This is a genomic window from Microtetraspora fusca, assembly GCF_001570365.1.
GTDB classification, from domain to species: Bacteria; Actinomycetota; Actinomycetes; order Streptosporangiales; family Streptosporangiaceae; genus Microtetraspora; species Microtetraspora fusca.
This window is the reverse complement of sequence record NZ_BBYK01000066.1, coordinates 62,154-87,659: the sequence shown is the minus strand read 5'-3', so window position 1 is coordinate 87,659 and position 25,506 is coordinate 62,154. Positions and strand designations below refer to the sequence as shown.

Annotated in this window: 25 protein-coding genes; 15 read left to right on the top strand and 10 right to left on the bottom strand. The window is 71.8% G+C overall.

The window, feature by feature from the left end:
• The first annotated feature begins 83 nt into the window (after nt 1-83).
• Nucleotides 84-713 (top strand): RNA polymerase sigma factor, encoded by a 630-nt coding sequence (locus tag AWQ68_RS31560; protein WP_245656270.1) that lies wholly within the window; start codon nt 84-86, stop codon nt 711-713.
• On the top strand, nt 710-1,768 hold the full coding sequence (locus AWQ68_RS31555) for a CU044_5270 family protein (protein WP_066947459.1): 1,059 nt from the start codon (nt 710-712) through the stop codon (nt 1,766-1,768). The genes AWQ68_RS31560 and AWQ68_RS31555 overlap by 4 nt, the downstream gene beginning before the upstream one ends.
• Nucleotides 1,769-1,851: 83 nt before the next feature.
• On the opposite strand, the gene AWQ68_RS31550 is transcribed toward AWQ68_RS31555, so the two are convergent.
• Both AWQ68_RS31550 and AWQ68_RS31545 read right to left on the bottom strand, forming a co-directional pair.
• Nucleotides 1,852-2,622 (bottom strand): HNH endonuclease family protein, encoded by a 771-nt coding sequence (locus AWQ68_RS31550; protein WP_066947456.1) that lies wholly within the window; start codon nt 2,620-2,622, stop codon nt 1,852-1,854.
• 112 nt (nt 2,623-2,734) lie between these two features.
• Nucleotides 2,735-4,081, bottom strand: coding sequence for a benzoate/H(+) symporter BenE family transporter (locus AWQ68_RS31545; protein WP_281217798.1), 1,347 nt, complete (start codon nt 4,079-4,081; stop codon nt 2,735-2,737).
• Nucleotides 4,082-4,144: 63 nt separating this feature from the next.
• Here AWQ68_RS31545 and AWQ68_RS31540 point away from each other — a divergent pair, with 63 nt between their 5' ends.
• Complete coding sequence (locus AWQ68_RS31540; RefSeq protein ID WP_066947450.1) at nt 4,145-4,726, top strand: helix-turn-helix domain-containing protein; 582 nt, start codon at nt 4,145-4,147, stop codon at nt 4,724-4,726.
• Between the two features lie 99 nt (nt 4,727-4,825).
• Here the strand turns inward: AWQ68_RS31540 and AWQ68_RS31535 are convergent, their stop codons facing one another.
• The 3 genes from AWQ68_RS31535 to miaA all read right to left on the bottom strand — a co-directional run bounded on the left by AWQ68_RS31535 (nt 4,826) and on the right by miaA (nt 8,971).
• Nucleotides 4,826-7,108 carry a hypothetical protein gene (locus AWQ68_RS31535; protein WP_066947447.1) on the bottom strand — a complete coding sequence of 761 codons (2,283 nt, stop codon included), beginning with the start codon at nt 7,106-7,108 and terminating at the stop codon, nt 4,826-4,828.
• 82 nt (nt 7,109-7,190) lie between these two features.
• A complete protein-coding gene (gene dapF, locus AWQ68_RS31530; RefSeq protein ID WP_066947444.1) occupies nt 7,191-8,009 on the bottom strand; it encodes a diaminopimelate epimerase in 819 nt (272 codons plus the stop codon).
• 62 nt (nt 8,010-8,071) lie between these two features.
• Nucleotides 8,072-8,971: a tRNA (adenosine(37)-N6)-dimethylallyltransferase MiaA gene (gene miaA, locus AWQ68_RS31525; protein WP_373281565.1), complete on the bottom strand. Its 900-nt coding sequence runs from the start codon at nt 8,969-8,971 to the stop codon at nt 8,072-8,074.
• An 81-nt stretch (nt 8,972-9,052) separates the two neighbouring features.
• Here miaA and AWQ68_RS31520 point away from each other — a divergent pair, with 81 nt between their 5' ends.
• The gene (locus AWQ68_RS31520; protein ID WP_066947439.1) at nt 9,053-9,280 is read left to right on the top strand and encodes a hypothetical protein; all 228 of its coding nucleotides are present in this window, start codon (nt 9,053-9,055) and stop codon (nt 9,278-9,280) included.
• Nucleotides 9,281-9,370: 90 nt separating this feature from the next.
• Here AWQ68_RS31520 and AWQ68_RS31515 read toward each other — a convergent pair whose 3' ends face one another.
• Entirely contained in the window at nt 9,371-9,898 is a 528-nt protein-coding gene (locus tag AWQ68_RS31515) for a methylated-DNA--[protein]-cysteine S-methyltransferase (protein ID WP_174554169.1), read from the bottom strand.
• Nucleotides 9,899-9,996: 98 nt separating this feature from the next.
• Between AWQ68_RS31515 and AWQ68_RS31510 the strand changes: the two genes are divergently transcribed.
• Nucleotides 9,997-10,920, top strand: coding sequence for a ribonuclease Z (locus tag AWQ68_RS31510; protein WP_066947435.1), 924 nt, complete (start codon nt 9,997-9,999; stop codon nt 10,918-10,920).
• A gap of 16 nt (nt 10,921-10,936) precedes the next feature.
• On the opposite strand, the gene AWQ68_RS31505 is transcribed toward AWQ68_RS31510, so the two are convergent.
• Together AWQ68_RS31505 and AWQ68_RS31500 are read right to left on the bottom strand one after the other, a co-directional pair.
• A complete protein-coding gene (locus AWQ68_RS31505) occupies nt 10,937-11,656 on the bottom strand; it encodes a class III extradiol ring-cleavage dioxygenase family protein (RefSeq protein WP_066947432.1) in 720 nt (239 codons plus the stop codon).
• 58 nt (nt 11,657-11,714) lie between these two features.
• Nucleotides 11,715-12,287, bottom strand: coding sequence for a hypothetical protein (locus tag AWQ68_RS31500; protein ID WP_066947429.1), 573 nt, complete (start codon nt 12,285-12,287; stop codon nt 11,715-11,717).
• A 272-nt stretch (nt 12,288-12,559) separates the two neighbouring features.
• Between AWQ68_RS31500 and AWQ68_RS31495 the strand changes: the two genes are divergently transcribed.
• On the top strand, nt 12,560-13,435 hold the full coding sequence (locus AWQ68_RS31495; protein ID WP_157545993.1) for a hypothetical protein: 876 nt from the start codon (nt 12,560-12,562) through the stop codon (nt 13,433-13,435).
• A gap of 90 nt (nt 13,436-13,525) precedes the next feature.
• On the opposite strand, the gene miaB is transcribed toward AWQ68_RS31495, so the two are convergent.
• The gene (gene miaB, locus AWQ68_RS31490; protein WP_066947423.1) at nt 13,526-15,013 is read right to left on the bottom strand and encodes a tRNA (N6-isopentenyl adenosine(37)-C2)-methylthiotransferase MiaB; all 1,488 of its coding nucleotides are present in this window, start codon (nt 15,011-15,013) and stop codon (nt 13,526-13,528) included.
• 423 nt (nt 15,014-15,436) lie between these two features.
• Here miaB and AWQ68_RS31485 point away from each other — a divergent pair, with 423 nt between their 5' ends.
• The 4 genes from AWQ68_RS31485 (at nt 15,437) to AWQ68_RS31470 (ending at nt 20,409) form a co-directional block, all read left to right on the top strand.
• Nucleotides 15,437-16,828, top strand: a complete 1,392-nt coding sequence (locus tag AWQ68_RS31485; RefSeq protein WP_066947519.1) for an APC family permease — start codon at nt 15,437-15,439, stop codon at nt 16,826-16,828.
• A gap of 124 nt (nt 16,829-16,952) precedes the next feature.
• The gene (locus tag AWQ68_RS31480; RefSeq protein ID WP_066947420.1) at nt 16,953-17,591 is read left to right on the top strand and encodes a GOLPH3/VPS74 family protein; all 639 of its coding nucleotides are present in this window, start codon (nt 16,953-16,955) and stop codon (nt 17,589-17,591) included.
• Nucleotides 17,592-17,684: 93 nt separating this feature from the next.
• The gene (locus tag AWQ68_RS31475) at nt 17,685-19,796 is read left to right on the top strand and encodes a sensor histidine kinase (RefSeq protein ID WP_157545990.1); all 2,112 of its coding nucleotides are present in this window, start codon (nt 17,685-17,687) and stop codon (nt 19,794-19,796) included.
• Nucleotides 19,768-20,409 (top strand): response regulator transcription factor, encoded by a 642-nt coding sequence (locus AWQ68_RS31470; protein ID WP_157545987.1) that lies wholly within the window; start codon nt 19,768-19,770, stop codon nt 20,407-20,409. Before AWQ68_RS31475 ends, AWQ68_RS31470 begins: the two co-directional genes overlap by 29 nt.
• Nucleotides 20,410-20,418: 9 nt before the next feature.
• On the opposite strand, the gene AWQ68_RS31465 is transcribed toward AWQ68_RS31470, so the two are convergent.
• On the bottom strand, nt 20,419-21,063 hold the full coding sequence (locus AWQ68_RS31465; protein WP_157545984.1) for a hypothetical protein: 645 nt from the start codon (nt 21,061-21,063) through the stop codon (nt 20,419-20,421).
• A gap of 212 nt (nt 21,064-21,275) precedes the next feature.
• Between AWQ68_RS31465 and AWQ68_RS31460 the strand changes: the two genes are divergently transcribed.
• The 5 genes from AWQ68_RS31460 (at nt 21,276) to AWQ68_RS31440 (ending at nt 25,488) form a co-directional block, all read left to right on the top strand.
• Nucleotides 21,276-22,025, top strand: coding sequence for an amino acid ABC transporter ATP-binding protein (locus AWQ68_RS31460; RefSeq protein ID WP_066947413.1), 750 nt, complete (start codon nt 21,276-21,278; stop codon nt 22,023-22,025).
• Between the two features lie 60 nt (nt 22,026-22,085).
• Nucleotides 22,086-22,946, top strand: coding sequence for a glutamate ABC transporter substrate-binding protein (locus AWQ68_RS31455; RefSeq protein ID WP_066947410.1), 861 nt, complete (start codon nt 22,086-22,088; stop codon nt 22,944-22,946).
• An 80-nt stretch (nt 22,947-23,026) separates the two neighbouring features.
• Nucleotides 23,027-23,695: an amino acid ABC transporter permease gene (locus tag AWQ68_RS31450; RefSeq protein WP_066947408.1), complete on the top strand. Its 669-nt coding sequence runs from the start codon at nt 23,027-23,029 to the stop codon at nt 23,693-23,695.
• A complete protein-coding gene (locus tag AWQ68_RS31445; RefSeq protein ID WP_066947405.1) occupies nt 23,692-24,576 on the top strand; it encodes an amino acid ABC transporter permease in 885 nt (294 codons plus the stop codon). Before AWQ68_RS31450 ends, AWQ68_RS31445 begins: the two co-directional genes overlap by 4 nt.
• 174 nt (nt 24,577-24,750) lie before the next feature.
• On the top strand, nt 24,751-25,488 hold the full coding sequence (locus AWQ68_RS31440; protein WP_066947402.1) for a type 2 periplasmic-binding domain-containing protein: 738 nt from the start codon (nt 24,751-24,753) through the stop codon (nt 25,486-25,488).
• The last annotated feature ends 18 nt before the right edge of the window (nt 25,489-25,506 follow it).

Genomic DNA, 25,506 nt, shown 5'->3' with positions numbered 1-25,506 from the left:
CTGGAAGGACCCATCCTCCCCATGCCGATAGAAACCGGAAGTCCACCCCTCACGCCCTCCTTGGCGGACAGGCGGAGCGGGTGGTGAGTTCGACGGCTCCGCGTCTGGACCTGCCGGCCGGCGACCCGGCTGAGCCGGACGGTCCGACGGACGCCGGGCTGATCCGCGCCTCCCTGGAGAGGCCGGAGGAGTTCTCCGGCGTGTTCGACCGGTACGCGGACGAGATCCACGCCTACGTCTCCCGCCGTCTCGGCCCCGAACTCGGTCAGGCCGACGACGTGACCGCGGAGACCTTCCTCGTCGCCTTCCGCAAGCGGCACAAGTACGACCTGACCCGGCCGGACGCCCGGCCCTGGCTGTACGGCATCGCGGGCAAGCTGATCTCCGGGCATCGCCGCTCCGAGACGCGCCGGCTCAAGTCGCTGGCCAAAGCCGCGGGCGGTGCGGACGGGCCCGGGGCCGCCCTCCACGAGGAGGAGCGCAGCGCCGAACGCGTGAGCGCCGCCGCCATGCGGCCCGCGCTCGCCGCCGCCCTGGCGCGGCTGTCCGCGGCCGAGCGGGACCTGCTCCTGCTCGTCGCCTGGGCCGACCTCACCTATGAGGAGACCGCCGAGGCCCTCAAGATCCCTGTCGGCACGGTCCGCTCCCGGTTGCACCGGATCAGGGCGAAGCTCCGCCGCCACCTTCACCTTCCCGAGGAGCCAACCGCATGAACGACGAAATCGAGATGGTCCGGCAGGCCCGTCCGGAGGCCGCGCCGTACTCGCGGGAGGCCAGGCTCGCCGCGCGGCGCGCCCTGACCGGCCCGGCCCCACGCCGGCGGCGGCCGTACGGCATCGCGCTCGCCGGGGCGCTCGCGGTCGCGGCGGCGAGCGTCGTCGCGATCGGCACGCTCGTTCCCGGCACGAGGGACGCCGGGCCAGGCTCGGTGAGCACGGCGAGCGTCGGCGGGCAGGCCCCGGTCACCCTGCCGAAGATCGCGAAGATGTCGGCGGAGGAGGTGCTCGGCCGGGCCGCCGACGCGGTGACCGACCTGCATCCGCGCGACGACCAGTTCATCAAGGTCACGTCCGAGACGATGTACGGGGCCTTCCAGGTAAGCCTGAAAGCCGAGAACGGCGATCAAGTGGGCGAGAACCGCTACCTCTACCGGACCAAGCGGGCGATCTGGCTCTCGGCGGACGGCACGAGGGACGGCGCGCTCAAGATCGAGCGTCTGGCGCCACGCGCCTACCCCGGTTGGCCGCTTCCCAAGGAGGCGAACGAGGAGAAGCCGGGCACCGAGTGGAACAAGTTGCCCACCTGTGGCCGCGTCTCCGACACCGCGTACACCAGCCTGAAGAAGCTGCCGGAGGACGCCGAGGGCATGCGCGCCTACCTGTACTCCAGGGAGCACGGTGACCGGCCGGCGGACGCCGCCGCCTGGACGGCCGTGGGCGACCTGCTCAGGGAGACGTACATGCCCGCCGCGCAGCGCGCCGCGCTGTTCAAGGCGGCGGCGACGATCCCCGGCGTCACCGTCACCGAGGACGCCGAGGACGCGGCCGGACGCAAGGGCATCGGCGTCGGGCGCGAGTCGGCCGGCGTCCGCGAGGACATCGTCTTCCACCCCGAGACGTACGAGCTGCTGGGCGAGCGCGGCATCGTGGTGGACGAGAAGGAGGCCAAGGCGCCACTCGGCAGCCTGGTCGCCTCCACGGCCCAGCTGACGGTCTCGGTCGAGGACACGGCGCCCGAGGTCGACGACCCGTACGTGCGCTGCGGCTGATCTCCGGCTTTCCGCCGCGCGCCTGATCGAGGGCCCGCTCCCCACGGCCATAGGAGCGCGCCCTCGATCAGGCGATCACCTCGTCAGGCGCACTGCTCCAGCATGGTCGTCTTGTCCTCGGGGGTCACCGGCAGCGCGTACTTCAGCGCGACCTGCGCGAACCGCACGGCGTACGAGCAGCGGATCTCGGTGACGGGCGGGAGCCAGTCGGCCGGGCCGGAGTCGCTCTTCGACGCGTTCATCGACCCGTTCACGGGCAGCAGGTTGAGCGGGTCGTTGGCGATCTGCTTGCGCTTGGTGTCGCTCCACCGGGACGCGCCCATCTGCCAGTCGTAGGAGAGCGGCATGACGTGGTCGATCTGGACCTCGGAGGCCTTCTCCTTGCGCCACTCGATCATCTTGCCGGTGTAGGGGTCGTCCAGCGTCATGGAGATGAGGATGCAGGTCGACCCTTCGCGATATTTCAGCTTCTGACCGTCCCGGCGGAGGAGGTCGTTGCGGGTGTCGCACCCGTTGCGGCCGAACGGAATGTCGTCCACGCTGTCGGTCCACGCGGAGCCGAACTTGTCCCGGCTGTATCCGTCCTTGGTGCCGCGCTTCTTGGTGGCGACCTGCTCGATGAGCTCGCGGGCCTTCGCCTTCTCCTTCGCCCCCGTGATGGGCGCGAGTCCCGGCCGGGTCCCGTCGGGGTTCTCCAGCGGACTGGCCCCCCGCCCGCTCCCGCCGGCCTTCGGCGAGGCGCTCTTGGCGAGGTGTTCGACTCCGATGTCCGGCACGTCCAGCGGCCCACATCCCGCCAGTACGGCCGCCACCACCGAGAAACCGAGGATCGCCCTGGACCCGCGTACCCGCATTTCCACCCCTAGGTAAAGAAATTTCCTACCTAGGTATAGCAAAGGGTCAAGAAATAGTAATTATCAGGACATGTCAGGTTTTGCAGTCAAGGCCGGACATTAGGGCGACCGGTCACGTCCCGGCCGCGGACGGCCCGGCCCCGGCGGCGGCCGAGGAAACCGACGACGATGTTCCGCTGACAGGCCCGGCGGCGGACGACGACGCGGGGGCGGAGTGCGACGCGGACGCCGCCGGGGAGTCGGACGGTTCCGCTTCCGCGGGCTTCGCACCGCCCCGCCGCCCGCCCAGCAGGGCGCGGAAGGCCAGGCCGGCGGCGAGCCCCCAGAACGCGGCCCCGATGCCGAAGGGAGCGATCCCCGACGCGGTGACCACGAACGTGACCACCGCCGCGTCGCGCTCCCTCTCGTCCGCGACGGCGGCCTGGACCGCCGACCCGAGCGTGGCCAGCAGCGCCAGCCCCGCCACCGTCTCGATGAGCAGCGGCGGCGATCCGGCGATCAGCGAGACGGTCAGGCCGATGGACAGGCCGAGCACGATGTAGACGACCCCGCCGGTGACCGAGGCGATCCAGCGCCGCTCCCGGTCGGGATGCGCGTCCGGGCCCGCCGCCAGCGCCGTCGTGATCGCCGCGAGGTTGACGGCGTGCCCGCCGAAGGGGGCCACGGCGATCGTGGCGAGCCCCGTCGAGGTCAGGATCGGCCGGAGCCTCGGGTGGTAGCCGAACGTCGCGAGCATGCTCATCCCGGCCACGTTCTGGGACGCCATCGTGACGATGAACAGCGGGATCGCGATGCCGACCACGGCGCCGACCGAGAACGCGGGCGCCTCGACGGTCACCGCGGGCCACAGGCCGCCGCCGTGCTCCGCCCGGGGCTGGGTGAGCAGGATGACGGCGACGGCGACGACCAGCGCGCCCGGCACCGCCCACCTCCTGGCGAAGCGGAACAGCACCGCCCAGGCGACGACGATCGGTATCGCCGGCCCGGGGAACCGTACGACCGCCTGGACGGGGGCCAGGCACAGCGGCAGCAGCACTCCGGCGAGCATGGCCCCGGCCAGCGGGGCGGGGATGGCGTGCAGCAGGCGGCTGAACCGGTCGGACAGCCCGGCCAGCACGAACAGCAGGCCGGTGACGGCGAAGGCGCCCAGCGCGGCGCGGTAGTCCGCTCGGTGATCGGCGCCGTCCGACCCCACCGACGCCAGCAGCGCGGCGCCCGGCGTGGACCAGGCGACGCTCATCGGCATCCGGTAGCGCAGCCCGAGCACGATCCCGAGGATCCCCATCGCGAGACAGAGCGCCAGCAGCCCGGACGTCGCCTGCGCCTGGTCGGCCCCGACGGCCCGCAGCCCGGCTAGCACGACGGCGAAGGAACTGGCGAAGCCCACGACGGCCAGGACCACCCCGGCGAGGATCGGCTGCAACACGCGCCCCATGACAGAACTCCGTTCGTTCCGTATACGGAACAGAAGTTTATGCCGCCGCGTTCCGAGAACGGAACGGGTGGGCCCGATACTGGGCTCATGAGGGAGAACTCCGCCGCCTTCGCCGCCGAGGTGGGCCGCCGCGTCCGGCGGTTGCGCGCCGAACGCGGACTTTCGCTGTCGGAGCTCGCCCTGCGGGCGGGGGTCGGCAAGGCCACGCTGTCCGGGCTGGAGGCCGGCACCCGTAACCCGACCGTCGAGACCCTCTACGCGATCACCGCCCAGCTCGACGTGCCCCTCGCGGCCCTGCTCACCGACGCGTCGTCCGACCCGGCGCGGGGAACCGTCCCGGCGGAGGTCGTCCACGGGGACGCGGTCTCCGCGACACTCCTGGAGACCTTCGTGGACGGTCGCGTCACGACCGAGCTCTACCGGCTGCAGATCAGGCCGGGCCGGGTGCAGGTCTCCCCCGCGCACCCCCTGGGCGCCGTGGAGTTCCTCACCGTCTTCACCGGGACCGCCAAGGTGGGCCCGCTCGACAGCCCGATCGTCATCCCGGCCGGCGGCCACGCGAGCTGGGTGTCCGACGTGCCGCACATGTACGCCACGGAGACCGGCGAGGACGTGCACGCCTCCCTCGTCATCCGCCACACCTCCCCGGCGCCGCCGGAGAGGCCCTGACTCGCCGCGACGACAAAGGGGCGCCCGCGCCCGGTCGGTGAGACCGGGACGGACGCCCCTCACGCTTTCGCCGGCTCCCCGCGACCGGAGAGCCGGAGCTCAGAGGCCGTACTCCTTGGAGATGCGCTCGTGCCGCTCGACCTCGATCCCGACCTCGCGGGCGAGGTCGAGCCAGGCGAGCGGGTGCACCCACTGCTCGGTCGCGTCGTCGAGCACCGCGTCCAGCTCGGCCGGGGTCACCGCCGGCGGCACCGCGATCCAGCCGAACACTCCGGGCAGCTGCTCCCCGGTCGCCGGGTGGGTCACCTGGTAGTTCTCGTCGCTGTAGACCCACATCGGCCAGCCGCGCTCGGCGAGCAGCTCGTTGAACTCGGTCCACTCCTCCTCCGACGGCGCCGCGCCGTCGAAGAACCAGCTCGTGTACCCGCCGGGGCGCAACATCGTCACGCCCGCGAACGGGATGACGAAGCTCTCCCGCTCCTGCGGGTCCTCCGGGACCGGCTCGAGCGGACGCGGGTCGATCACGATCACGTCGCCCGCGTTGTAGTCGACGCCGCGCGGCTGCGGGATCGCGAGGCGCGCCGTCGCCGGACCGGTCCGTACGGCGAGCACCTCCCGCTGGCTGCCGTCGGGCGCGGGCAGGATGGCGCGGACGAGGTGCCACTCCTCCTCGATCGGCCCCTCCGCGGACTGGATCGGCATGCCCAGCTTGGCGGCGGCGGTGCGGACGGCGGGCCAGTTCTCGGCTGCGGTGGCCAGGACGATGATCCGCCAGGTGTCCTCCTCCTCCGCCTCGTCGGAGTCGAGGAGCGGCAGCATGATCTCGGCGCCCTTGGCGTTGTCGCCGAGCTGCTGCACGGCGCCCGACCAGAGCCGGCGGCCCTCGACGGTCGCTCCGGCGGCGACGGCCTGCTCCGCCTCGGCCGCGGTCTCCGGCCAGCGCTCGCGGGCGCGGTGCAGCCGGGCGAGGGCGAGGTGGGAGTGCCGCTCGGGAAGGCGGGCGGCGAGCTCCTCGACCCGCTCGTCCTGGTTCGCCTCGATCAGCAGGCCGGTGAGGTACGCGAGGTCCTCCTCGGTGGCGGTGGCCGGGTCGCCGTCCACGGCGATCATCTTCCAGTAGATGTCCGCCCCGGTGCCGGGGAAGCCGAGGAAGCCGAGCGTGGTGGTGTGGCGGCGGGTGGCCTCCAGGTCCCGGCCGGACAGCGGCCAGAGCCAGCCCACCCACCGCTCCGGGTCGGCCGTGCGGCCGTCGGCGGCGTCGAAGTAGGCGACCAGCTCCTCCTGCGGGCCGGGCGCGGGCAGGAGGGGGGCCGCGTCGACGGCGGCGCGCAGCGCGGCGATCCGCTCGGGGAGGCCCTCCGTGGTCCTGAGGTCGGCCAGCGCCGCCTCGGCCAGGTCGGCGAGCATCCGGGCCTGCCACAGGCCCTGGCGGGCGACGGCCAGGTCGCCGGCGGCCAGCGCCAGCTCCACCCGGGCCCGGTGCCCGCCCATCGTCTCGAAGTACGCGAGCCACTGGCGCAGCACCCGGCCGAGCTGCCAGCTGTTGGCGATCGAGCCGCTGCCGGCCAGCTTGGCGACCGTCCGCGCCCACTCCACCCACTCGCGCGGGTGCTCGCCGACGACGTCGAGGTCGGGCAGCGCCTCGACGGCCTCATCCATACGGCCGAGCTCGATCAGGACGGCGGTGCGCAGCAGCGCCTCGCGGCGCGCCTTGGCGACCGGGTCGTCCGGCTTGAAGCCGGTGGCCGCCTCGAGCGCGGCCAGGGCGGCCTCGGCCCGCCCGTCGGCGAGCAGCGCCTGCGCGGCGATCGCGCCGAGCTCCCAGCTCGCCTCGCGGCCGGCCGCCCGCAGCCGTTCGACCGCGGCCTCGGCGTAGGTGACCGCCTCGCCGGCCTTGCCCGCGTCGAGCAGGGCGGCGACGTACTGGGTGGTGAGCCCCGGGAAGGCGAGCGAGTCCGGCTCCATGCCGTCGAGCGCGGCGCCGACGGAGGCCAGCCGCTCGTCGGCGTATCCGGGACCGTCCGTGTTCGCCTGGGCCATCGCCAGCGCCTCGACCGCGACGGACGCGGCCGGGCACTCCCGGACGTCGTCCCGCTGGGCGAACTCGAAGAGCTGCCGCGCGTCGTCGAGCGCGACCGCGCCGTTCGCCCGGTCGCCCACTCGGCCGATCATGTGCCAGTAGCGGGCGAAGAGCTCCAGCCACGGCTTGCCGAGCACCTCCGCCTGCTGGGCGATGGCCGGGGCCACGACGTCGAGCTGCCCGTACCGCCCTTCGAGGGCCTGCGCGGGGACGTCACCCAGCGCCACGGCCAGACCGGCGTTGCCGGCTTCGTGCAGTTCCCGCTGGGTGTCGCCGACCCAGGCCCAGATGTCCACGTCCATGGGGAGTCAGTCTGCCAGCTCACCGACCATGCCCCAAACGCCGCGACCCCTGTGTTAACCGGGCGTTGGGGAAATCCGTCGGTTAGAGGTCCAGGACGGCGGGCCACTCTCCGGAGGCGACCAGGACGGCCGGGCCGGAGAGGTAGCTGGTCTCCTCGTCGAGGGTGACGGTCATGGTGCCGCCGAGCACGCGGACGGCCCAGGTTCCGGTGCTCTCGCCGGCGGCGTGGGCGGCGGCCACGGCGGTCGCGACCGCACCGGTTCCGCAGGACCGGGTCTCCCCCGACCCGCGCTCGTGCACGCGCATGGAGACGGTGCGGTCGTCCACCCGGTTGATCAGTTCGACGTTGACCCCGTCGGGGTAGACGTCGCGGTCGAAGCCGGGCTGCGCGGTGAGGTCGAGCCCGGCCACCGGGTCGTCGATGAGGCAGGCCAGGTGCGGGTTCCCCATGTTCACGTTCAGGCCGCGGTACTCGCGGCCGTTCACGGTCGTACGGCTCTCACCGAGGACGCGGGGCCGGCCCATGTCCACGGTGACGTCGCCCTCGGCGGCCAGCCGTACCCGCCTGACTCCGGCCCGGGTGGCGACGCCGAACTCGCCGGGCGCGGCCAGCCCCGACGCGACGAGGTAGCGGGCGAAGACCCGCACGCCGTTGCCGCACATCTCGGCCAGGCTGCCGTCGGCGTTGCGGTAGTCCATGAACCACTCGGCCCGGCCCGCCTGGTCGGCCACTTCCGGGCACAGCTTGGTGCGCACCACGCGCAGGACGCCGTCGCCGCCGATCCCCGCACGCCGGTCGCACAGCGCCGCGACGGCCGCGGCCGTCAGATCGAGCGCCGCGTCCGGATCCGGGATGATGACGAAGTCGTTCTCGGTGCCGTGTCCCTTGACGAACCGCATAGCAGCGGATTTTAGTCGCCGCCCACCATTCCGGACGCGACCTGCCTCCGGCTGAGGGGGGACTACCGCCGGATCAGGGCGAGTGCCCGGTCCGTCAGGTCAGGGGCGTCGAAGGGCAGCCACACGACGCGGGGGTCGCGGCGGAACCACGACTCCTGGCGGCGGGCGAACCGTCGGGTGGCCCGGATCGTCTCGTCCCTGGCCTGCTCCTCGGTCCACTCCCCCTCGAGGAAGCGCAGCACCTGGGCGTAGCCGAGCGCCCGGCTGGCCGTACGCCCCTCCGCCAGGCCGAGCTCGGCGAGCCGCCGCACCTCCTCGACGAGGCCGGCGTTCCACATGCGGTCCACCCGCAGGGCGATCCGCTCGTCCAGGATCGGCCGCGGCACCTCGACGCCGATCTGCACGCTGTCGTAGACGGAGTCGTACGACGGCATCGTGGCCGAGAAGGGCCGCCCGGACAGCTCGATCACTTCAAGCGCGCGGACGATCCGGCGGCCGTTGCTCGGCAGGATCTGGGCCGCCGCGACCGGGTCCTGCCGGGTGAGCCTCTCGTGGAGGGGGGCCGGTCCGATCTCGGCCAGCTCCTTCTCCAGTCGCTCGCGGATGGCGGGGTCGGTCCCCGGGAACTCCAGGTCGTCGAGCGCGGCCCGGACGTAGAGCCCGGAGCCGCCGGCGAGGACCACCGCCCGGTCCGCCGACCTGAGCCGGTCGATCAACGGACGGACCAGCCCCTGGTACTCGGCGACGCTCGCGGTCCGGGTCACCGGCCAGATGTCCAGCAAGTGGTGGGGCACACCCCTGCGCTCGGAGACGGTCAGCTTCGCCGTCCCGATGTCCATGCCTCGGTAAAGCTGCATGGAATCGGTGTTGATGACGTCGCCGCCCAGCCGGAGCGCCAGATCGACGGCCAGGTCGGACTTTCCGGCCGCCGTGGCCCCCACGACGGCGATGACAGGTAGCAGGCCCACAACGATAAGTCTCTCAACTCCTGGGTAAGGGGGTGCCGTACGGCCCGGTCGCATCGAATCGGGGTGAATGTCACGATGTCGATCATCGACAAGGTCAAGGAGATACTCAGCAACACGGCCGAGAGGCTGCAGAGTATCCCGAAGCAGCGTCACGCCAAGATGCACGAGACCATGGAGCGCGACGCCACAGGCACCGCACGCGACACGTTCGAGGGCACCGAGGGCAGGCTCGGCGAGGAGCCGGGCAGGAGGGAAGGCCCTGGCGACATCACCGGCGGGCCCGGTGGAGGCGGACCCCGCTGAGGCCGGCCGCGCCGACGGGCGCGAAGGGGGCCGCGTCGCCGCCCCCGAAGGGTCCCGGGTGCCGCTCCGCGAGTCCGGAGCGGCACCGGATCAGAGGTCCCAGTCCAGGGTGGGCTGCAGGTATCCCTCAAGGGTGAGCAGCCAGCGCTTCGACTCCACACCCTCTCCGCCGCTGAAGCCGCCCAGGCCGTTGCCCGCGACGACGCGATGGCAGGGCACGATGATCGGGATGGGGTTGCTGCCCATGATCGATCCGATCCCGCGCGCCGGAACGCCGGTGCCGCTCCGGGCGGCCAGTTCGCCATATGTCACGACGTGTCCGTACGGGACCGTGGCGAAGAGCGTGCCGAGCACCCGGCGCTGAATGCTGGACATCAGCCGCCAGTCGAGGGCCACGCCGAACTCGCGCAGGTCGCCGGCGAAATAGGCCGCCAGCTCCTCCCGGACCGGCGCCGTGCGGTCCGGGTCCTCGACGACGGTCATCCGCAGCCGCTCGCTGATCCGCGCCCGGGCCTCGGGGCCATCCTGGAACAGTGTGACGGCGACGCCGTCCTCCGTCACGGCGGCGAGGACGTCGCCGACTTTGGTCGGGACGCTGCCGAAGGCGACTGTCTCCATACGTTCCATTCTTCCGGTCCGTTCCGCCACAGCGGACACCGTCCCGGCCCGGAACAGCCGTGCTGGGAGGATTCCCACCACCGCGATAGTTTTCAGACGTGCTGCGCGAACTCGTCGTTCTCGGAACCGCAAGCGCCGTGCCGACCCGGCGGCGCAACCACAACGGCTATCTACTGCGCTGGGACGGCGAGGGATTCCTGTTCGACCCCGGCGAGGGCACGCAGCGGCAGATGCTGCACGCCGGGGTGAGCGCGCACGACATCACCTGGATCTGCGTCACGCACTTCCACGGCGACCACTGCCTCGGGGTGCCCGGCGTCGTGCAGCGGATCGCCCGGGACCGCGTCGGCCACCAGGTGCAGGCGGCCTACCCCGCCGCGGGCCAGACGTACTGGGAGCGGTTGCGGCACGCCTCGGCCTTCGCCGACACCTCCGTCATCAAGGCGCGGCCGGTGTCCGGCGAGGTCATGCACCTGCCCGCGGGACCGGTCACCCTCACCGCGCGGCCGCTCTCGCACCCCGTCGTGTCGTACGGCTATCGCGTGGACGAGCCGGCCGGGCGACGGATGCTCCCCGCCGAGCTCGCCAGGCGCGGCGTGACCGGCCCCATGATCGGGGAGCTGCACCGGAACGGCACGGTGACCGCCCCCGACGGCTCCACCGTCCATCTCGCCGACTGCAGCGCGCCGCGCCCCGGCCAGAGCGCGGCGTTCGTGATGGACACCCGGCTCTGCGACGGCGTGTACGCGCTGGCCGAGGGCGTCGATCTGCTGGTCGTCGAGTCCACGTTCCTGTCCGCCGAGGCGGCCCTGGCCACCGAGTACGGCCACCTCACCGCGGCCCAGGCGGGCAAGGTGGCGGCCGAGTGCGGGGTGCGCCGGCTCGTCCTGGCCCACTTCTCGGAGCGGTATTCGGCGGACGACGAGCCGCGCTTCCTCGACGAGGCGGGCGAGGCGTTCGGTGGCGAGGTCGTCCTCGCCCGCGACCTCATGCGGGTCCCGGTACCGAAGCGGCAGGGCTGATCGATCGACGGCGCGGTCAGGCGGCGTCCGCGGCGGACCATCGGGCCACCAGGTAGCCGACGCCGTAGGGCGCGTCCTTGTAGAGCAGCTCGCCGCACAGCCCGCCGGGACCGCCCTCGGCGATCGCCGCGGCGGCGAGGGTCTGGAACGCGGCCCGCCCGGCCACCCACAGATCCGCGGCCTCCGCCGGGTCGAGGGCGGCCAGCCGGTCCACCCGGGCGTTCCCGAGCGCGTCCGCCAGCAACTCGTCGTACGGCGCCGCCGCCGGGCGCAGATATCCCGGGGACTTCTCGGTCAGCCGGGCCGAGCCGTCCCCCATGGCGAGGACCGCGACCCGGTCGCCCGCCCGGGAGATCTTGGCGCCGAGCGCCGCGCACTCGTCGGGCGGCGCGTCGAAGGCGACCGCCTCGGACCGGACGGCCGGAACCGTCCCGGGAAGCTCCGCGTGGTCGAGCAGCCAGCGGCCGACGGTGAGCGACAGCGGGAGGACGGGGTCGCCCCGGCCCACCCGGACGTCCACGCCCCACGGCCGCAACGTGCCCGCGGCGTCAGCGGGATACGAGGCGCTCCGCTCGGCGCCGCCGAGCACGACGATCACGTCGGGCCGGGACCGGACGAGGGACCGCAGCGCCTCCGTGCACGCCGTACGGAGCGGATCGAGCTCGGACGCGGCCGATCCGGCGAGCTCGGGGACGATCAATGGCGGATGCGGGCATACCGCTGCGGCGACGAGCACCGCCCCAGGCTATCCGTCGCGACATCGGCCGCCGACCGTCCCGCCGGACGGGCGCGGGTCAGTTGCCGCCGGCGGGCTCTCCGGGCTCGACGACGCCGGCGCCTCCGGTGCGGTCCAGCCCGTCCGGGTCGCTCGTCTCGCCGGCGGGCGACTTGGCCGGCGACTTCCCGGTGGCGGACGACGTCTTCCCACTCGTGGTGGGCGCCGTGCCGCCGTTCGCGCCGGAGGTGCCGGAGCCGGACCCGCCGCCGGTCGCGGACGAGCCTCCCGCGGTCGAGCCACCGCCCGAGCCCGCGTCATCCTTACCCGCGCCGTCCTTACCCGCGTCATCGGGTGCGGCGTCTGCGTCCGGCGGGCTCTCGTCGCCCGCCCCGGCGTCGGCGCCCGGCGTGGGGCGGCCGTCCGCGGACTGGCCGTTCTGGGCCGGCCCGCCCGCTCCTCCCGAGCCCGCGACGGCGTACACCACGCCGCCGGTGGCCAGGATCGCGACGAGCGCGGCTCCGGCAACGATGCGCTTGTCCAGACCGCTCTTGCGGCGGGATCGCGGGCCGCCCGCCGATCTCGGCGGGTGAGCGGGAGTGAGCCGGGCCGGCTCCTCCTCGTGGTACGGCGGTCGATCGTGCGTGTCCAAGGTGAAACAGCTCCCTGCGGCTGGTCGGGGGAAACCTCCAGGCTTCCGAAGGGTCCGGCCAGCCTAGCCAGCAGAAGCCACCTTTCGCACATTAACCACTCAAATAACACCACTTCATCTGTAATGATCTTAAATCGCCCGAGGTGAAGCGGGTCGGCGGAACGGGATCGCCGAATCGGCGCCACGCGCCCGGCCGGTGCACCACACTGGTCCCCCGCCCGCCGTGACGGAGCGGCGTCGGCCGATCACGAAAGAGTCATGTCTTGTCAGGCTTGAGCGATTTTGCGGACGTCTCGCGACGACAGCACCCATGGCGTACGGGCATCGCCCTGGCGGGAGCCGCCGGCGTCGTCGCCCTGGCCGGGGTGGGCGTGCTGCTCGGCGCCGCCGGCGGTCCGGTGGAAGGCGACGACGGTCATCGGCGTCATCCCTCGATCGGCGGGGCGGCTCTGGGAGCCCGGGACTCCGCACGCGGCCCGGCGTCGCTCGGCCACGTTCACGGCCTGGACCCGGCGCTCGGCGGCGCGCCGGGGGCCGCGGACGGCTCGGCGACCGGCCGGAGCCCCAGCGGGCACGCCGGCACGCCGGTCGGCCGCAACGGCGACTCCGCGAACGCCTCCCGCGCCGGGACCGCGGCCATCGGCACGACCGGACCGGACCGCGCGCGGGCGAGCGACGCCAGCGCAGACGATGGGGAAACCAGCCACATCGGCACGGACGGCCTGGTCCTGGACCCCGGAGGGCTCGGCACGGTCCGCCTCGGCCCCGGCGGCCCGGGAGGAACGGCTCCGCAGTCCCTCACCGGGCTCACGCTGCCGCCGCTGTCGCGTCCCGCGGCGCGGATGTCGCCGGTGCCGTTCCCTCCCCCGGTCCGGAGCACCGGAGACGCGTGGCCGTCGCCCGCGCCCGGAGTGACGGCGGCCCCGAAGCCGACGCCGACCCCTCCGAAACCGACTCCCAAGACGGCGGACACCGGAGGAGCCTCGATCACCGGGAAGACGGGGACCGCGCGACGGAGGCCCGCCACGCCGTCCGACCGCATCCGGCCGCGCGGTCGGCTCTTTCCGGACCCCTGCGCGACCTTCCACGACTTCCGCCGGGACTACTGCTACCGGCTCCTCGACAGCATGACCGCGCCCCGCCCCTGAGCCCCGTACTACGCGGAAAAGGGACGGCCACCGCACGGCGACCGTCCCTTTCGGAAGCATCCCGGCGCTCGGCCAGGCCGAGCGCCTACGTCACGAGTGAGCGGAACAGGCCGAGGAGGGAGCGGGCTCGGCCGGCGGCCGGCCGATGGTCGGCATGCCCAGGCTGACCGCGCTCCCGGCGCTCGGCGCGGCCTGCCGCGCCTCCCACGCGTCCCCCGCGCGCGTACGCCGCACGGAGGCGACCTTGTCGGCGACGAGGTGGTGCGGGGCGGCGTACGTCACCTCGGCGGTCACCATGTCGCCGGGACGGGCGTCCACGGCGGCGAGGTGCACCAGGCGGTTGTCGGCGGCGCGACCGGACAGGCGGTGGGTGGCGTCGTCCTTGCGTCCCTCACCCTCGGCGATCAGCACCTCGAGCGTGCGCCCGACCTGCTTCTTGTTCTCCTCCCAGGAGATCTCCTCCTGGAGGGCCACCAGGCGCTCGTAACGCTCCTGGACGACGGCCTTGGGCACCTGGTCCTCCATGGTCGCCGCCGGAGTGCCGGGGCGGATGGAGTACTGGAAGGTGAAGGCGTTGGCGAAGCGGGACGCGCGGACCACGTCGAGGGTCTGCTGGAAGTCCTCCTCGGTCTCGCCGGGGAAGCCCACGATGATGTCGGTCGAGATGGCCGCGTCGGGCATGGCGGCCCTGACCCGGTCGATGATGCCGAGGTAGCGCTCCGCCCGGTACGAGCGGCGCATGGCCTTGAGCACCCGGTCGGAGCCCGACTGCAGCGGCATGTGCAACTGGTGCATGACGTTGGGCGTCTCGGCCATCGCGTGGATGACGTCGTCGGTGAACGCCGCCGGGTGGGGTGAGGTGAAGCGGACCCGCTCCAGCCCCTCGACGTCCCCGCAGGCGCGCAGCAGCTTGCCGAACGCGAGCCGGTCGCCGAACTCGACGCCGTACGTGTTGACGTTCTGGCCGAGGAGGGTGATCTCCAGGACGCCCTGGTCGACCAGGGTGCGGATCTCGCTCAGGATGTCGCCGGGACGGCGGTCCTTCTCCTTGCCGCGCAGCGACGGCACGATGCAGAAGGTGCAGGTGTTGTTACACCCGACGGAGATGGCGACCCACGCGGCGTAGGCGGACTCGCGCCTGGTCGGCAGCGTCGAGGGGAAGGTCTCCAGCGAGTCCTTGATCTCGACCTGCGCCTCCTGGGCGATGCGGGCGCGTTCGAGCAGCACCGGAAGCGAGCCGATGTTGTGCGTGCCGAAGACGACGTCCACCCACGGGGCCTTGCGGACGATCTCGCCCTGGTCCTTCTGGGCGAGGCAGCCGCCGACGGCGATCTGCATGCCCTCCCGGGCCATCTTGATCGGCCGCAGGTGCCCGAGGTTGCCGTAGAGCCGGTTGTCCGCGTTCTCCCGCACGGCGCAGGTGTTGAACACGATGACGTCCGCCGTCTCCCCTTCCGGGGCGCGGACGTATCCGGCGTCCTCCAGCAGCCCGGAGAGCCGCTCGGAGTCGTGCACGTTCATCTGGCACCCATAGGTCCGTACCTCGTACGTGCGGGCGCCTGCTTCGGTGACAGTCATCTCAACCAACAAGGGTAGGCGCTCCGGCGACCCCGGAACGCCTCCGCCGGCCCATCCCGAGCCGGGACAAGGAAGATCCAATCCGAAGGGTCCGACAATGGCCGGAAACAGGTGGTCAAAGAGTCAGGTAGGGCTCGTTTCTCGCCCGCGCCCGGAAGCCGGACTTCGCCGCCCGGTTCACCCCTGGCCGTATCCACGTATCAGGCCCGGCCGAATCGGGGCGTAAGGCCCCCGCACCCCCTCACGGAGAACACGAGAGCCACGTCCCACATACCGGTCACCCTCCCCCTTGCGACGGATCGGGCGCTACGGGAAGATCTCTAAACGACTTTTTTGACCAGAAGATGACATCCATTACGGATTGACTGCATTTTGGTCACATGTCCCCCTCGCATTGAGAAATGACGATATGAGGAGGCTGTGGTGCAGCCCCAGGAGAATGTCGAGCAGTTCGGTTACCGGCAGGAATTACGCCGCCGCATCGGACTGACCGACCTGGTGTTCTACGGTCTGATCTTCATGGTGCCGATCGCGCCATTCGCGATTTTCGGCCACGTGTACTCCATCTCCAAGGGCATGCCCGCCCTCACGTACGCGATCGGGATGGTCGCGCTGCTGTTCACCGCGTCCTCCTACACGCAGATGGTCAAGGCGTTCCCGCTGTCGGGCTCGGTCTACAACTACGCCGGCCGCGGTATCGCGGCTCCTGTCGGTTTTATGACCGGGTGGGCGGTCCTGCTCGACTACATCCTCGCCCCGGGCCTGCTTTACCTCGTCGCCTCGATCGCCATGAACGCCTCCATTCCCGCGATCCCCGTCGGGGTGTGGCTGGTCTTCTTCGTGGTGGTCAACACGGTCATCAACCTGCGCGGCATCCGGATGACCATCTCGCTCACCAAGGCGCTGATCACGATCGAGCTGATCGTGCTCGGGCTGTTCCTCGCGGCCGGGTTCTGGGCCCTGCTGCAGGGCAAGGGCCACGGGTTCAGCTTCGCGCCGTTGTTCAACCCGGACACCTTCTCCTGGCCCGTCGTGTTCGGCGCGGTCTCCGTGGCCGTCCTGTCCTTCCTCGGGTTCGACGGCATCAGCATGCTCGTCGAGGAGGCCAAGGGCGGCTCCGCCCAGGTCGGCAGGGCCATGCGGCTGGCGCTGATCCTGGCTGGCGCGCTCTTCATCGTCCAGGTGTGGGTCGCCGCGCTGCTGGTCCCCGACCCGGCCGGCCTGCTCGCGCACGGCGACCCGGGCGGCACCGCCTTCTTCGACACGGCGGAGGTCGCCGGAGGGAGCTGGCTCGCCCACGTCACGTCCACCGCGACCGCCGTCTCCTGGGGCCTGGCCGACACGATGGTCGCGCAGGTGGCCGTCTCCCGGCTCCTCTACGCGATGGCGCGCGACCGGCAGCTGCCGTCCTTCCTGGCCAAGGTCTCGGTCAAGCACTCTGTGCCGACCAACGCCACCCTCTTCGTCGCGACGCTGTCCATCGTTCTCGGCCTGTGGATGTCGACCCGCGAGGACGGCGTCGACCTGCTCAGCAGCCTGATCAACATGGGCGCGCTGATCGCCTTCATCGTGCTGCACGTCTCCGTCATCACGCACTACGTGATCCGCCGCAAGTCGACCGACTTCCTGAGGCACCTGGTCGTCCCGCTCATCGGCATGGCGATCCTGATCTTCGTTGTCATCAACGCCAATATCCTGGCGCAGAGGGTGGGTCTGATCTGGCTCGCCGTCGGCGCCGTGGTCCTGCTCGTCCTGTACGCCATGGGACGCAGACCGACCCCGTCCGGCTTCGCCGCAGCGGAGGAGCACCGGTGAGGGGCGCCGTCGGCGGCCGGACGTCCTGCCCGCCCACAGGCACGCACTCCCCTCAGGACCGGCCGGGACGGCATCCGGCCGATCCGCCAGTCCGGACGCCCCCAGCAAAGGACCCCCCGACGTCATGAACCGGTCGCCGCTCCATCACGACCTCTACCTGATCGCCCACGACCAGACCGGCAAGCCCCTGATCCACCTGTCCTCGCTGGGCGTCGGGCTCGCGGGCGCGGTGCTGCTCGAACTGGCCCTGAACGGCCGCCTGGAGATCACCCAGGGACGGCTCGCCGTCTACGACCGCAGCCCCACCGGGGACATGATCGCCGACAGCCTGATCCCGGCGATCCTCAAGGACCGCGACAACCGGGACAGCAGGTTCTGGCTCAAGAAGGTGGCCGAGGACGTCTACGACCGCGTCTGCGGCGGCCTGGTCGCCGCGGGCGTCCTCACCCGGGTTACCCGGAGGCGCATGGGCGTCGTGTCGCAGACCCGGTACCAGCCGGCGGACATCGCCCCTGTCGTACGGGCGCGGGCCGGGGTGCGCGGCGCGGTCGAGGGCGGCGAGCAGCCGGACGCGCGGAGCGCCGCGCTGTGCGGCCTGGTCGGCGTCCTGCGACTGGAGGCGGCGCTCCACCTCGCCCAGCCGTCCGGGCCGCTCGTCAACCGCCTGCGCGCCATCGCCCGGGAGCACCCCCGCCCGGTCAACGAGGTCATCGGCGTCGTCGAGACCCTCATCAGCGAGAACGCCATCGCCCTGTACCGGTGATCCCGCCTCGCCGCACCGATCCCTCTCCAATCGGGACAAAGTCCCATCTTTCTCGGCGGTGACGTCACTAGCCTGGCGACAAGGGAGGTCACGGTGCGGCGTACGGCATTGATCGTGTGTGCGGCCACGCTCCTGCTGGTCGTCACCGCGCTCCTGCTCGGCGTGCGCAACGGGGCGGAGCCGTTCTCCCAGAGCCACCTGCTCTTCGTGGCCGCCTTCGGCGGCGTGGGCGGCCTGATCGGCGTGCGGCGGCCCGGCAACGCGATCGGCCTCATCATGGCGACCGGCGGCCTGTCCTTCACCCTGCTCGACGCCTTCGGTCAATATGCGATCTTCGCGCGTTCCACCGGGGCGCCGCTGGCCGAGGCATCGGCCTGGCCGCAGTCCTGGCTGTGGGTCCCGGCGAACGTCTCGCTCGCCTCGGTCCCCCTCTTCTTCCCCGCCGGGCGGCTCCCCTCGCAGCGCTGGCGGCCGTTGCTGGGCGCGGTGGGCGTGATCTGCGTGGCGGCGATGGCGCTGAGCGCCGTACGGCCGGGGCCCAACGACCAGGCGGGGCTCGGCACCGCGGTGGTCAACCCGCTCGGCGTGCCCGCTCTCGCGGACCTCTCCCGGATCGCCGAACCGGCGACGACGGTCCTCTCGGGCACGCTGTTCGTCGTCGGCGCGGTGGATCTCGTCCGCCGGTCCCGGCACGGCGGACGGCGGGAGCGCGACCAGGTCAAGTGGCTGGCGTACGCGGCCGGGCTGGCCGGTCTGATCGTCGTCGCCCGCCTGGTCGCCGGGCTCACCGACGACATGCCGGAGGCCGTCTGGCCGGCGAGCAGCACGCTCTGGGAGCTCGCGGGGACGCTGGGCGGCGTCCTCCTGCCCGTCGCGGTCGGCGTGGCCGTGCTCCAGCACCGGCTGCTCGACATCGACCTCGTCATCAACCGGACGTTCGTGTACCTCCTGCTCTCCGGATGCGTCGTCGGCGGATACGTCGCGACGGTCGCCTACCTCGGGGCGATCTTCCGATCCGGGAGCACGCTGCCGGTCTCGATCGTGGCCGCCGGGGTGGTGGCGCTGGTCTTCGCCCCGCTGCGCGACCGCGTCCAACGCTGGATCAATCTGCTCATGTACGGCAGGCGTGACGATCCGTACGCCGTGGTGGCGCTGCTGGGCAGGCGGCTGGAGGAGACGGCGGAGCCCTCGGCCGTGCTGGCGGCGGTGGCCCGCTCCGTGGCCGAGGCGCTGCGACTGCCGCACGTCGCGGTCGAGGTGGCCGGCGGTCCGTCCCACGCGCACGGCGTGCCCGCCCCCGACCTCGTACGGCTGCCGCTGGTCTACCACAACGAGCCCGTCGGGGAACTGGTCCTGTCCCCACGTCCGGGCGAGAGCGGGTTCGGGCCGAAGGACCGGCGCGTCCTCGCCGACCTGGCCAGGCAGACCGGCGTAGCCGTCCACTCCGTACGGCTGTCCGCCGACCTCCGGAGGTCGCGCGAACGCCTGGTCGTCGCCCGGGAGGAGGAGCGCCGCCGGCTCCGCAGGGACCTGCACGACGGCCTCGGTCCCACCCTCGCGGCGCTCACCATGCGGGCGGAGGCCCTGCAGGACATGGTCGAGGACGAGGCGGCGAAGGCCATGCTGGAAGACATCATGACCGACGCCCAGGCGGCCATGAACGACGTGCGCACGTTGGTGGAGGGGCTGCGCCCGCCCGCGCTGGACACCCTCGGCCTGCTCGGCGCGATCCGCGCGCACGTCGCCGGCCTCCCGAGGAGCGCGGGGGCGCGGCTGGACGTGCGGGTGGAGTCCGCGGGAGAGCTGCCCACGCTGCCCGCGGCGGTGGAGGTCGCCGCGTACCGGATCGCGGTGGAGGCGCTGGCCAACGTGCGCGGGCACTCCGGGGCCACACGTGCCCTGATCCGCCTGTCCGCGGCCGACGGCCGCCTGTGTCTGGAGGTCGCCGACGACGGACCCGACCCGTCGAACACGGATGCCGGCCCGGCATCGAGGGGCGTGGGCGCGGGCGTGGGGATGGCGTCGATGCGCGAGCGGGCGGCCGAGCTCGGCGGTTCGTGCCTGGTCGAGCCCCGGGCGGAGGGCGGCACCCGGGTGCTCGCCGAGCTGCCTCTCGGCGACGATCGAGAGACTTTCCCGGAGCGCCGGGAGACGACGGAAGGAGAGCCGGTAACCGATGGACCCGATCCGCGTGCTGCTCGTTGACGACCATGCCGCGTTCCGCGCCGGGCTGCGCGCGCTGCTCCGGTCCGTCGAGGGCGTGGAGGTGGTGGACGAGGCGGCCAGCGGCGAGCAGGCCCTGGCCCTCGTCACGAGGGCGCAGCCCGACGTCGTCCTGATGGACCTGGCCATGCCCGGCATGGGCGGGGTCGCGGCCACCGAGCGGATCGTGCGGGACCATCCCCACGTCCGGGTCCTCGTCCTCAGCATGTCGGACGACGACGACGCGGTGCTCGCCGCGGTACGCGCCGGGGCGAGGGGCTACGTGCTGAAGGGTGCGCGGCGGGCCGAGCTGGTCCGCTCGATCCAGGCGGTGGCCGAGGGCGAGGCCATCTTCGGCGCCGCCCTGGCCGTACGACTGACGGACTACTTCTCCCGGGGGTCCGGCGAGAAGGAGGCCTTCCCGGAGCTGACCCGGCGGGAACGGGAGATCCTGGAGCTGCTCGCCTCCCACCTGACCAACCCGCAGATCGCCACGCGGATCGGCCTGAGCCAGAAGACGGTGCGCAACCACGTGTCGAACATCCTGGCGAAGCTGCGGGTGGCCGACCGGGCCGAGGCGATCATCCGCGCCAGGGAGTCCGGTCTCGGCGGCTGACGAGCAGGATCAGGCGGCCGCCCAGGTCGCCACGGGCATGCGCAGCACGCGCACCCCGACCCAGCCGAACGCGGCGAGCTGGAACAGCGCTCCGATCGACTGGACGGCCGGCGTCTGGCCCAGGGTCAGGAACGGCCCCACGATCCCCATGAGCGTCACCGGGAGCAGCCACCACGGCCCGGCCTTGGCGAGGGCCAGGCCCGTCATGAGGGTGAGCACGCCGACGTGGGCGAGGAACCCCGGAAGCAGCATGCCGTACACGAAGCCGCCGAGCGCGCCGGCGGTCTCGGTCACGCGTACGGCCTGCTCGGCCGGCACGGTCTGGGCCAGCGCGAGGTCGTAGAAATCGGTGGTGAAGAGGGCGACCGCGCTCGCGGCTCCGGTCAGCCCGATCGCGGCGCCCACGTTGCCGGTGCGCGGCATGCGTACGCGCAGCAGGTGCGCGAGCCCGAGTATCGCGGGGATCAGGGCCATGGTGGCCCACTGGAACAGCAGCGCGCTCGCCTGGACCTGCACCGGCCGGCTCGCGAAGACCGCCGGGGCGTGGCTCGTGCCCGGCGGCGAGGTGAGGAAGCCCAGGAACTCCAGCACCGGCCACGCCAGCATGGCGCCCCCGGCGACATTCCTTCTGAACAGGTCGGAATTTTTCACCATCGATGACTCACCGCTTCTCCCTGGGCCGCTCTCGACCGCTCTGGACGTATCGCTGCGAATCCAGCCAAGCGGCCCACCGTCCCGGGACGGATGCGCCTCCGTCCCGGTGAAGGCGGGAGAAATGACCTGACATGTGCACGTAGGGAGCCTGTGATCTGATCGGTACCGTGACCTAGTGACACGGCAAGGTTGACCCCCCTACGTTGTAGGCCATGACAGAGCCTGGTGACCCGCTTGTCAGCTTGAGAGGCGTCAACAAGAGCTTCGGCACACTGCATGTGCTCAAGGACATCGACCTGAACGTCGCGCGCGGCGAGGTCGTCGTGGTCATCGGGCCGTCCGGCGGCGGCAAGTCCACCCTGTGCCGTCTGGTGAACCGCCTGGAGACCATCGACTCGGGCACGATCACCTTCGACGGCCAGGAGCTTCCCGCGGAGGGCAAGGCGTTGGCGCGGTTCCGCTCCGACGTCGGGATGGTGTTCCAATCCTTCAACCTCTTCTCGCACAAGACGATCCTGGAGAACGTCACCCTCGGACCGATGAAGGTCCGCAAGGTCCCCAGGGAGACGGCCGAGAAGCGCGGCATGGAGTTGCTTGAGCGGGTCGGCATCGCCTCGCAGGCCGCGAAGTATCCGGCCCAGCTCTCCGGAGGCCAGCAGCAGCGCACCGCCATCGCCCGCGCGCTGGCCATGGACCCCAAGATGATCCTCTTCGACGAGCCGACCTCCGCGCTGGACCCCGAGATGGTGCAGGAGGTGCTCGACGTCATGACCGGCCTCGCCCGTGACGGCATGACCATGATGGTCGTCACCCACGAGATGGGCTTCGCCCGCCGGGCCGCCAACCGCGTCGTCTTCATGGCCGGCGGCGAGATCGTCGAAGAGGCCGCGCCCGACGAGTTCTTCGACAGTCCCCGCACCGACCGGGCCAGAGACTTCCTTTCCAAGATCCTCACGCACTGATCACGGGATCCTCCCCCGAGCCGCGACCCGGCTCAGCGCACGGAAGAAGAGGTGGCAGTTATGCGAGCACGTCGAGTCTGGGCGGCTCTCGCCGTCGCCGCCACAGCCGCGAGCCTGACGGCCTGCGGCGGGGGCGACGAGAGCTACTCCAGCGTCGCCGAGAAGCTGGAGAAAGCACACAAGGTGGTCGTCGGCACCAAGTGGGACCAGCCCGGTCTGGGCCTGAAGAAGGGCTCCGAGCCCGAGGGCTTCGACGTCGACGTCGCCAAGTACGTCGTCAAGGAGCTCGCCGGCGGCAAGGACGTGGACATCACGTGGAAGGAGTCCGCGTCGTCCAACCGCGAGGCGTTCCTCGCCAACGGCACCGTGGACATCATCTTCGCCTCCTACTCCATCACCGAGAGCCGCAAGGAGAAGGTGACCTTCGGCGGGCCGTACGTCCTGGCCCACCAGGACGTCATGGTCCGCAGCGACGACAGCGCGATCTCCAAGCCGACCGACCTGGCCGGAAAGCGCATCTGCCAGGCGGCGGGCTCCAACTCCTACAAGCGGATCACCGACCCGCCGCCGGACGGCGAGCTCAACCTCGACGCCCAGCTCGTCGGCGCGGCGACCTACTCCGAGTGCGTGAGCAAGCTCGGCGGCAACAACCTCGACGCCGTCACGACCGACGACCTGATCCTCGCCGGGTTCGCCGGCCAGGCCCCGGGCAAGTTCAAGATCCTCGGCCAGCCGTTCACCGACGAGAAGTACGGCGTCGGCCTGAAGAAGGGCGACACCAAGACCTGCGAGGCCGTCAACGCCGCCATCGGGAAGATGTACCAGGACGGCACCATGCAGCAGATTTTCACCAAGTGGTTCGGCCAGGCGCAGGGGCTCAAGGCCCCCACCGGTGTGCCGACGTTCGAGGGTTGCTCCTGACCTGCCCTGAGAACACCTGACACGGCCGCCGCCGCGCCGGTCACCCGTCCGGCGGCGGCCTTCCCCACCGGTGGAGCACGATGGACGATCTGATCAAATACGCGCCGGCCCTGCTGGCCGGCTTCCTGGAGAACGTCAAGCTCTCCCTGATCTGCGGGGCCCTGGCCCTGGTGCTGGGCACGATCCTGGTGTCGGCCCGGGTCGCCCCGACGCCGGTGCTGCGCGCCGCCGGAACGCTGTACGTCAACATCGTGCGCAACACGCCGCTGACGCTGGTGCTGGCCTTCTCCTCGCTCGGCCTCAGCGACACCATCGGACTGATCTTCTCCGACACCCCGAGCACCAACAGCTTCTGGCTGGTCGTGCTCGGCCTGTCCGCGTACACCGGGGCGTTCGTCTGCGAGACGCTGCGCGCGGGCATCAACACCGTCCCGCTCGGGCAGGCGGAGGCGGCGCGCGCCATCGGGCTCACGTTCCTGCAGTCGCTGCGGCTGATCATCCTGCCGCAGGCGTTCCGGACGGTCATCGCGCCGCTGGGCAGCGTGATGATCGCGATGATCAAGAACAGCACCGTGGCGATCGCCGGAGGCTACCTGATGGAATCGGCCTTCGTCATGAAGGACACGTTCGACGACACGGGCGTGTCGATCCCCATCTTCATCGGGCTGGTCATCGCGTTCATGGTGGTGACGATGCCGGTCGGCTTCCTCACCAACCGCCTGGCGTCGCGGCTGGCGGTGGTCCGATGAGCACGAACGTCCTCTTCGACGCCCCGGGCCCGCGCGGGAAGCTCCGCAACGCCGTACTCACCGTGCTGTCGGTGGTCGTCCTGGCCGCCGCCGTGTACTATGTCTACGCCAGGTTCGACGCCAAGGGGCAGTGGGACGGGGAGATCTGGAAGCCCTTCCTCGACGCCTCGACCTGGACCGAATACATCATCCCGGGGCTCCTCGGCACGCTGAAGGCGGCGGGTCTCGGCGCGATCTGCGCGCTGATCTTCGGCGCGGTCTTCGGCCTGGCCCGGCTCTCCGACCACCGCTGGCTCCGCGTCGTCGCGGGCGCGATCGTCGAGACGTTCCGCGCCATCCCGCTGCTGCTGCTGATCTTCTTCCTGTTCTACCTCGCGCCGAGTGTGTTCGGCGGCGGCGACTACTCTCTGGTCGCGCTGGTGGCCGGGCTCACGCTGTACAACGGGTCCGTGCTGGCCGAGGTCGTCCGGGCCGGGATCCGCGCGGTGCCCCCCGGCCAGGCCGAGGCCGCGCAGGCGATCGGGCTGCGCAAGAGCCAGGTGATGCGGCTGGTCCTGCTCCCCCAGGGGGTCACCGCGATGATGCCGGCCATCGTGAGCCAGCTCGTCGTGCTGCTCAAGGACACGGCGCTCGGCTACATCATCGCCTACGTGGACCTGCTCAACATGGGGTTCAAGCTCATCCCGGCGGTGTACTTCGGGTCGCTCATCCCGGCCGCGATCGTCATCGGCGTCATCTACGTCGGGCTCAACATGTCGCTCAGCGCGCTCGCGAACTGGCTGGAGCGGCGTACGAGGCGCAGCCACCGGACGGCGGTGCAGCCGATCATCCCGCCCGGAGGCGTCGGCGAGCCCGAGGCGACCGGAGCCGGCGTCGTCTGATCGGTCGGGCACGCCGGAAAGCTCGGCGGCCGCGATCGAACGGGAGTGGAACCGCGCTTCATCTCGCAGGCGCATGCCGAATGAAACGCGTTGGAACAGCGAGCCGGCTTCTTTCCGGTTCCTTGTCGTGTCGCTGCTTGGCCTTGAGCCGGACCCGCCCGGATCCTTGGGCTCGTGCGGCACGTCGCGGCCCTGTTCCTGGGCCTTTCGCTGACGGTCGCCTCCCTCACCTCGTGCGGCAGGGGCGGCGTCCTCGTCGTCGGCGTGCGCGTCGGATACCCCGGGCTGGTCGTCCGGCTCCCTGACGGGGGCTACACCGGCTTCGACATCGCGATCGCCCAGTACGTGGCGCGCGAACTCGGCTACAGCGACGGGCGGATCGTGTACACCGGCGACCCGGACGAGGCCGACATCGTCGTCGGCGCGACCGACGCGGCCGACTCCGCCGGGCCGTACCTCGTGACCGGCTCCGACCTCCTCGTACGCGCGCGGGACCTGACCATCGCGGGCCCGAAGGACCTGCGGGACCGGCGTGTGTGCGGCACCCGCGCGGACGCGGCTCCGCTGGTCCGCAAGCTGGGGGCCGCGTGGACGGCCGCGTTCCTCGCCGTGGCGAACGTGCCCGCCGCGTGCGCTCCGCTGCTGGCGAAGGGGACGGTCGACGCCATCGTGGCCGACGCGCCGGTCCTGGTGGGGCTCGACGCGCAGTACCCCGGGAGGTTCCGGCTCTGCGGCCGTTCGCTCGCCGTCCACCGGTACGGCATCCGCGCGAACACAGAGGGGACGCGGGAGGAGATCGACGCCGCGCTGCGGCGGATGTTCGACGACGGCGCCTGGAAGCGGGCGGTGATCAGTCATCTCGGCGTGCTCGCCACCCGCTACACCACCCCTCCCGCTCTCGATCCGAGATAGCGCCCCCGTTGCGGGACG

Excerpts from the sequence above, each read along its gene's own strand:
- AWQ68_RS31535 (WP_066947447.1), bottom strand. The coding sequence starts at position 7,108 with ATGGACGTGGACATCTGGGCCTGGGTCGGCGACACCCAGCGGGAACTG.
- AWQ68_RS31470 (WP_157545987.1), top strand. The coding sequence starts at position 19,768 with ATGGACCCGATCCGCGTGCTGCTCGTTGACGACCATGCCGCGTTCCGC.
- AWQ68_RS31450 (WP_066947408.1), top strand. The coding sequence starts at position 23,027 with ATGGACGATCTGATCAAATACGCGCCGGCCCTGCTGGCCGGCTTCCTG.
- AWQ68_RS31515 (WP_174554169.1), bottom strand. The coding sequence starts at position 9,898 with ATGGAGACAGTCGCCTTCGGCAGCGTCCCGACCAAAGTCGGCGACGTC.
- AWQ68_RS31555 (WP_066947459.1), top strand. The coding sequence starts at position 710 with ATGAACGACGAAATCGAGATGGTCCGGCAGGCCCGTCCGGAGGCCGCG.
- AWQ68_RS31455 (WP_066947410.1), top strand. The coding sequence starts at position 22,086 with ATGCGAGCACGTCGAGTCTGGGCGGCTCTCGCCGTCGCCGCCACAGCC.
- miaB (WP_066947423.1), bottom strand. The coding sequence starts at position 15,013 with ATGACTGTCACCGAAGCAGGCGCCCGCACGTACGAGGTACGGACCTAT.
- AWQ68_RS31460 (WP_066947413.1), top strand. The coding sequence starts at position 21,276 with ATGACAGAGCCTGGTGACCCGCTTGTCAGCTTGAGAGGCGTCAACAAG.
- AWQ68_RS31445 (WP_066947405.1), top strand. The coding sequence starts at position 23,692 with ATGAGCACGAACGTCCTCTTCGACGCCCCGGGCCCGCGCGGGAAGCTC.
- AWQ68_RS31540 (WP_066947450.1), top strand. The coding sequence starts at position 4,145 with ATGAGGGAGAACTCCGCCGCCTTCGCCGCCGAGGTGGGCCGCCGCGTC.
- AWQ68_RS31465 (WP_157545984.1), bottom strand. The coding sequence starts at position 21,063 with ATGGTGAAAAATTCCGACCTGTTCAGAAGGAATGTCGCCGGGGGCGCC.
- dapF (WP_066947444.1), bottom strand. The coding sequence starts at position 8,009 with ATGCGGTTCGTCAAGGGACACGGCACCGAGAACGACTTCGTCATCATC.
- AWQ68_RS31550 (WP_066947456.1), bottom strand. The coding sequence starts at position 2,622 with ATGCGGGTACGCGGGTCCAGGGCGATCCTCGGTTTCTCGGTGGTGGCG.
- AWQ68_RS31480 (WP_066947420.1), top strand. The coding sequence starts at position 16,953 with ATGAACCGGTCGCCGCTCCATCACGACCTCTACCTGATCGCCCACGAC.
- AWQ68_RS31520 (WP_066947439.1), top strand. The coding sequence starts at position 9,053 with ATGTCGATCATCGACAAGGTCAAGGAGATACTCAGCAACACGGCCGAG.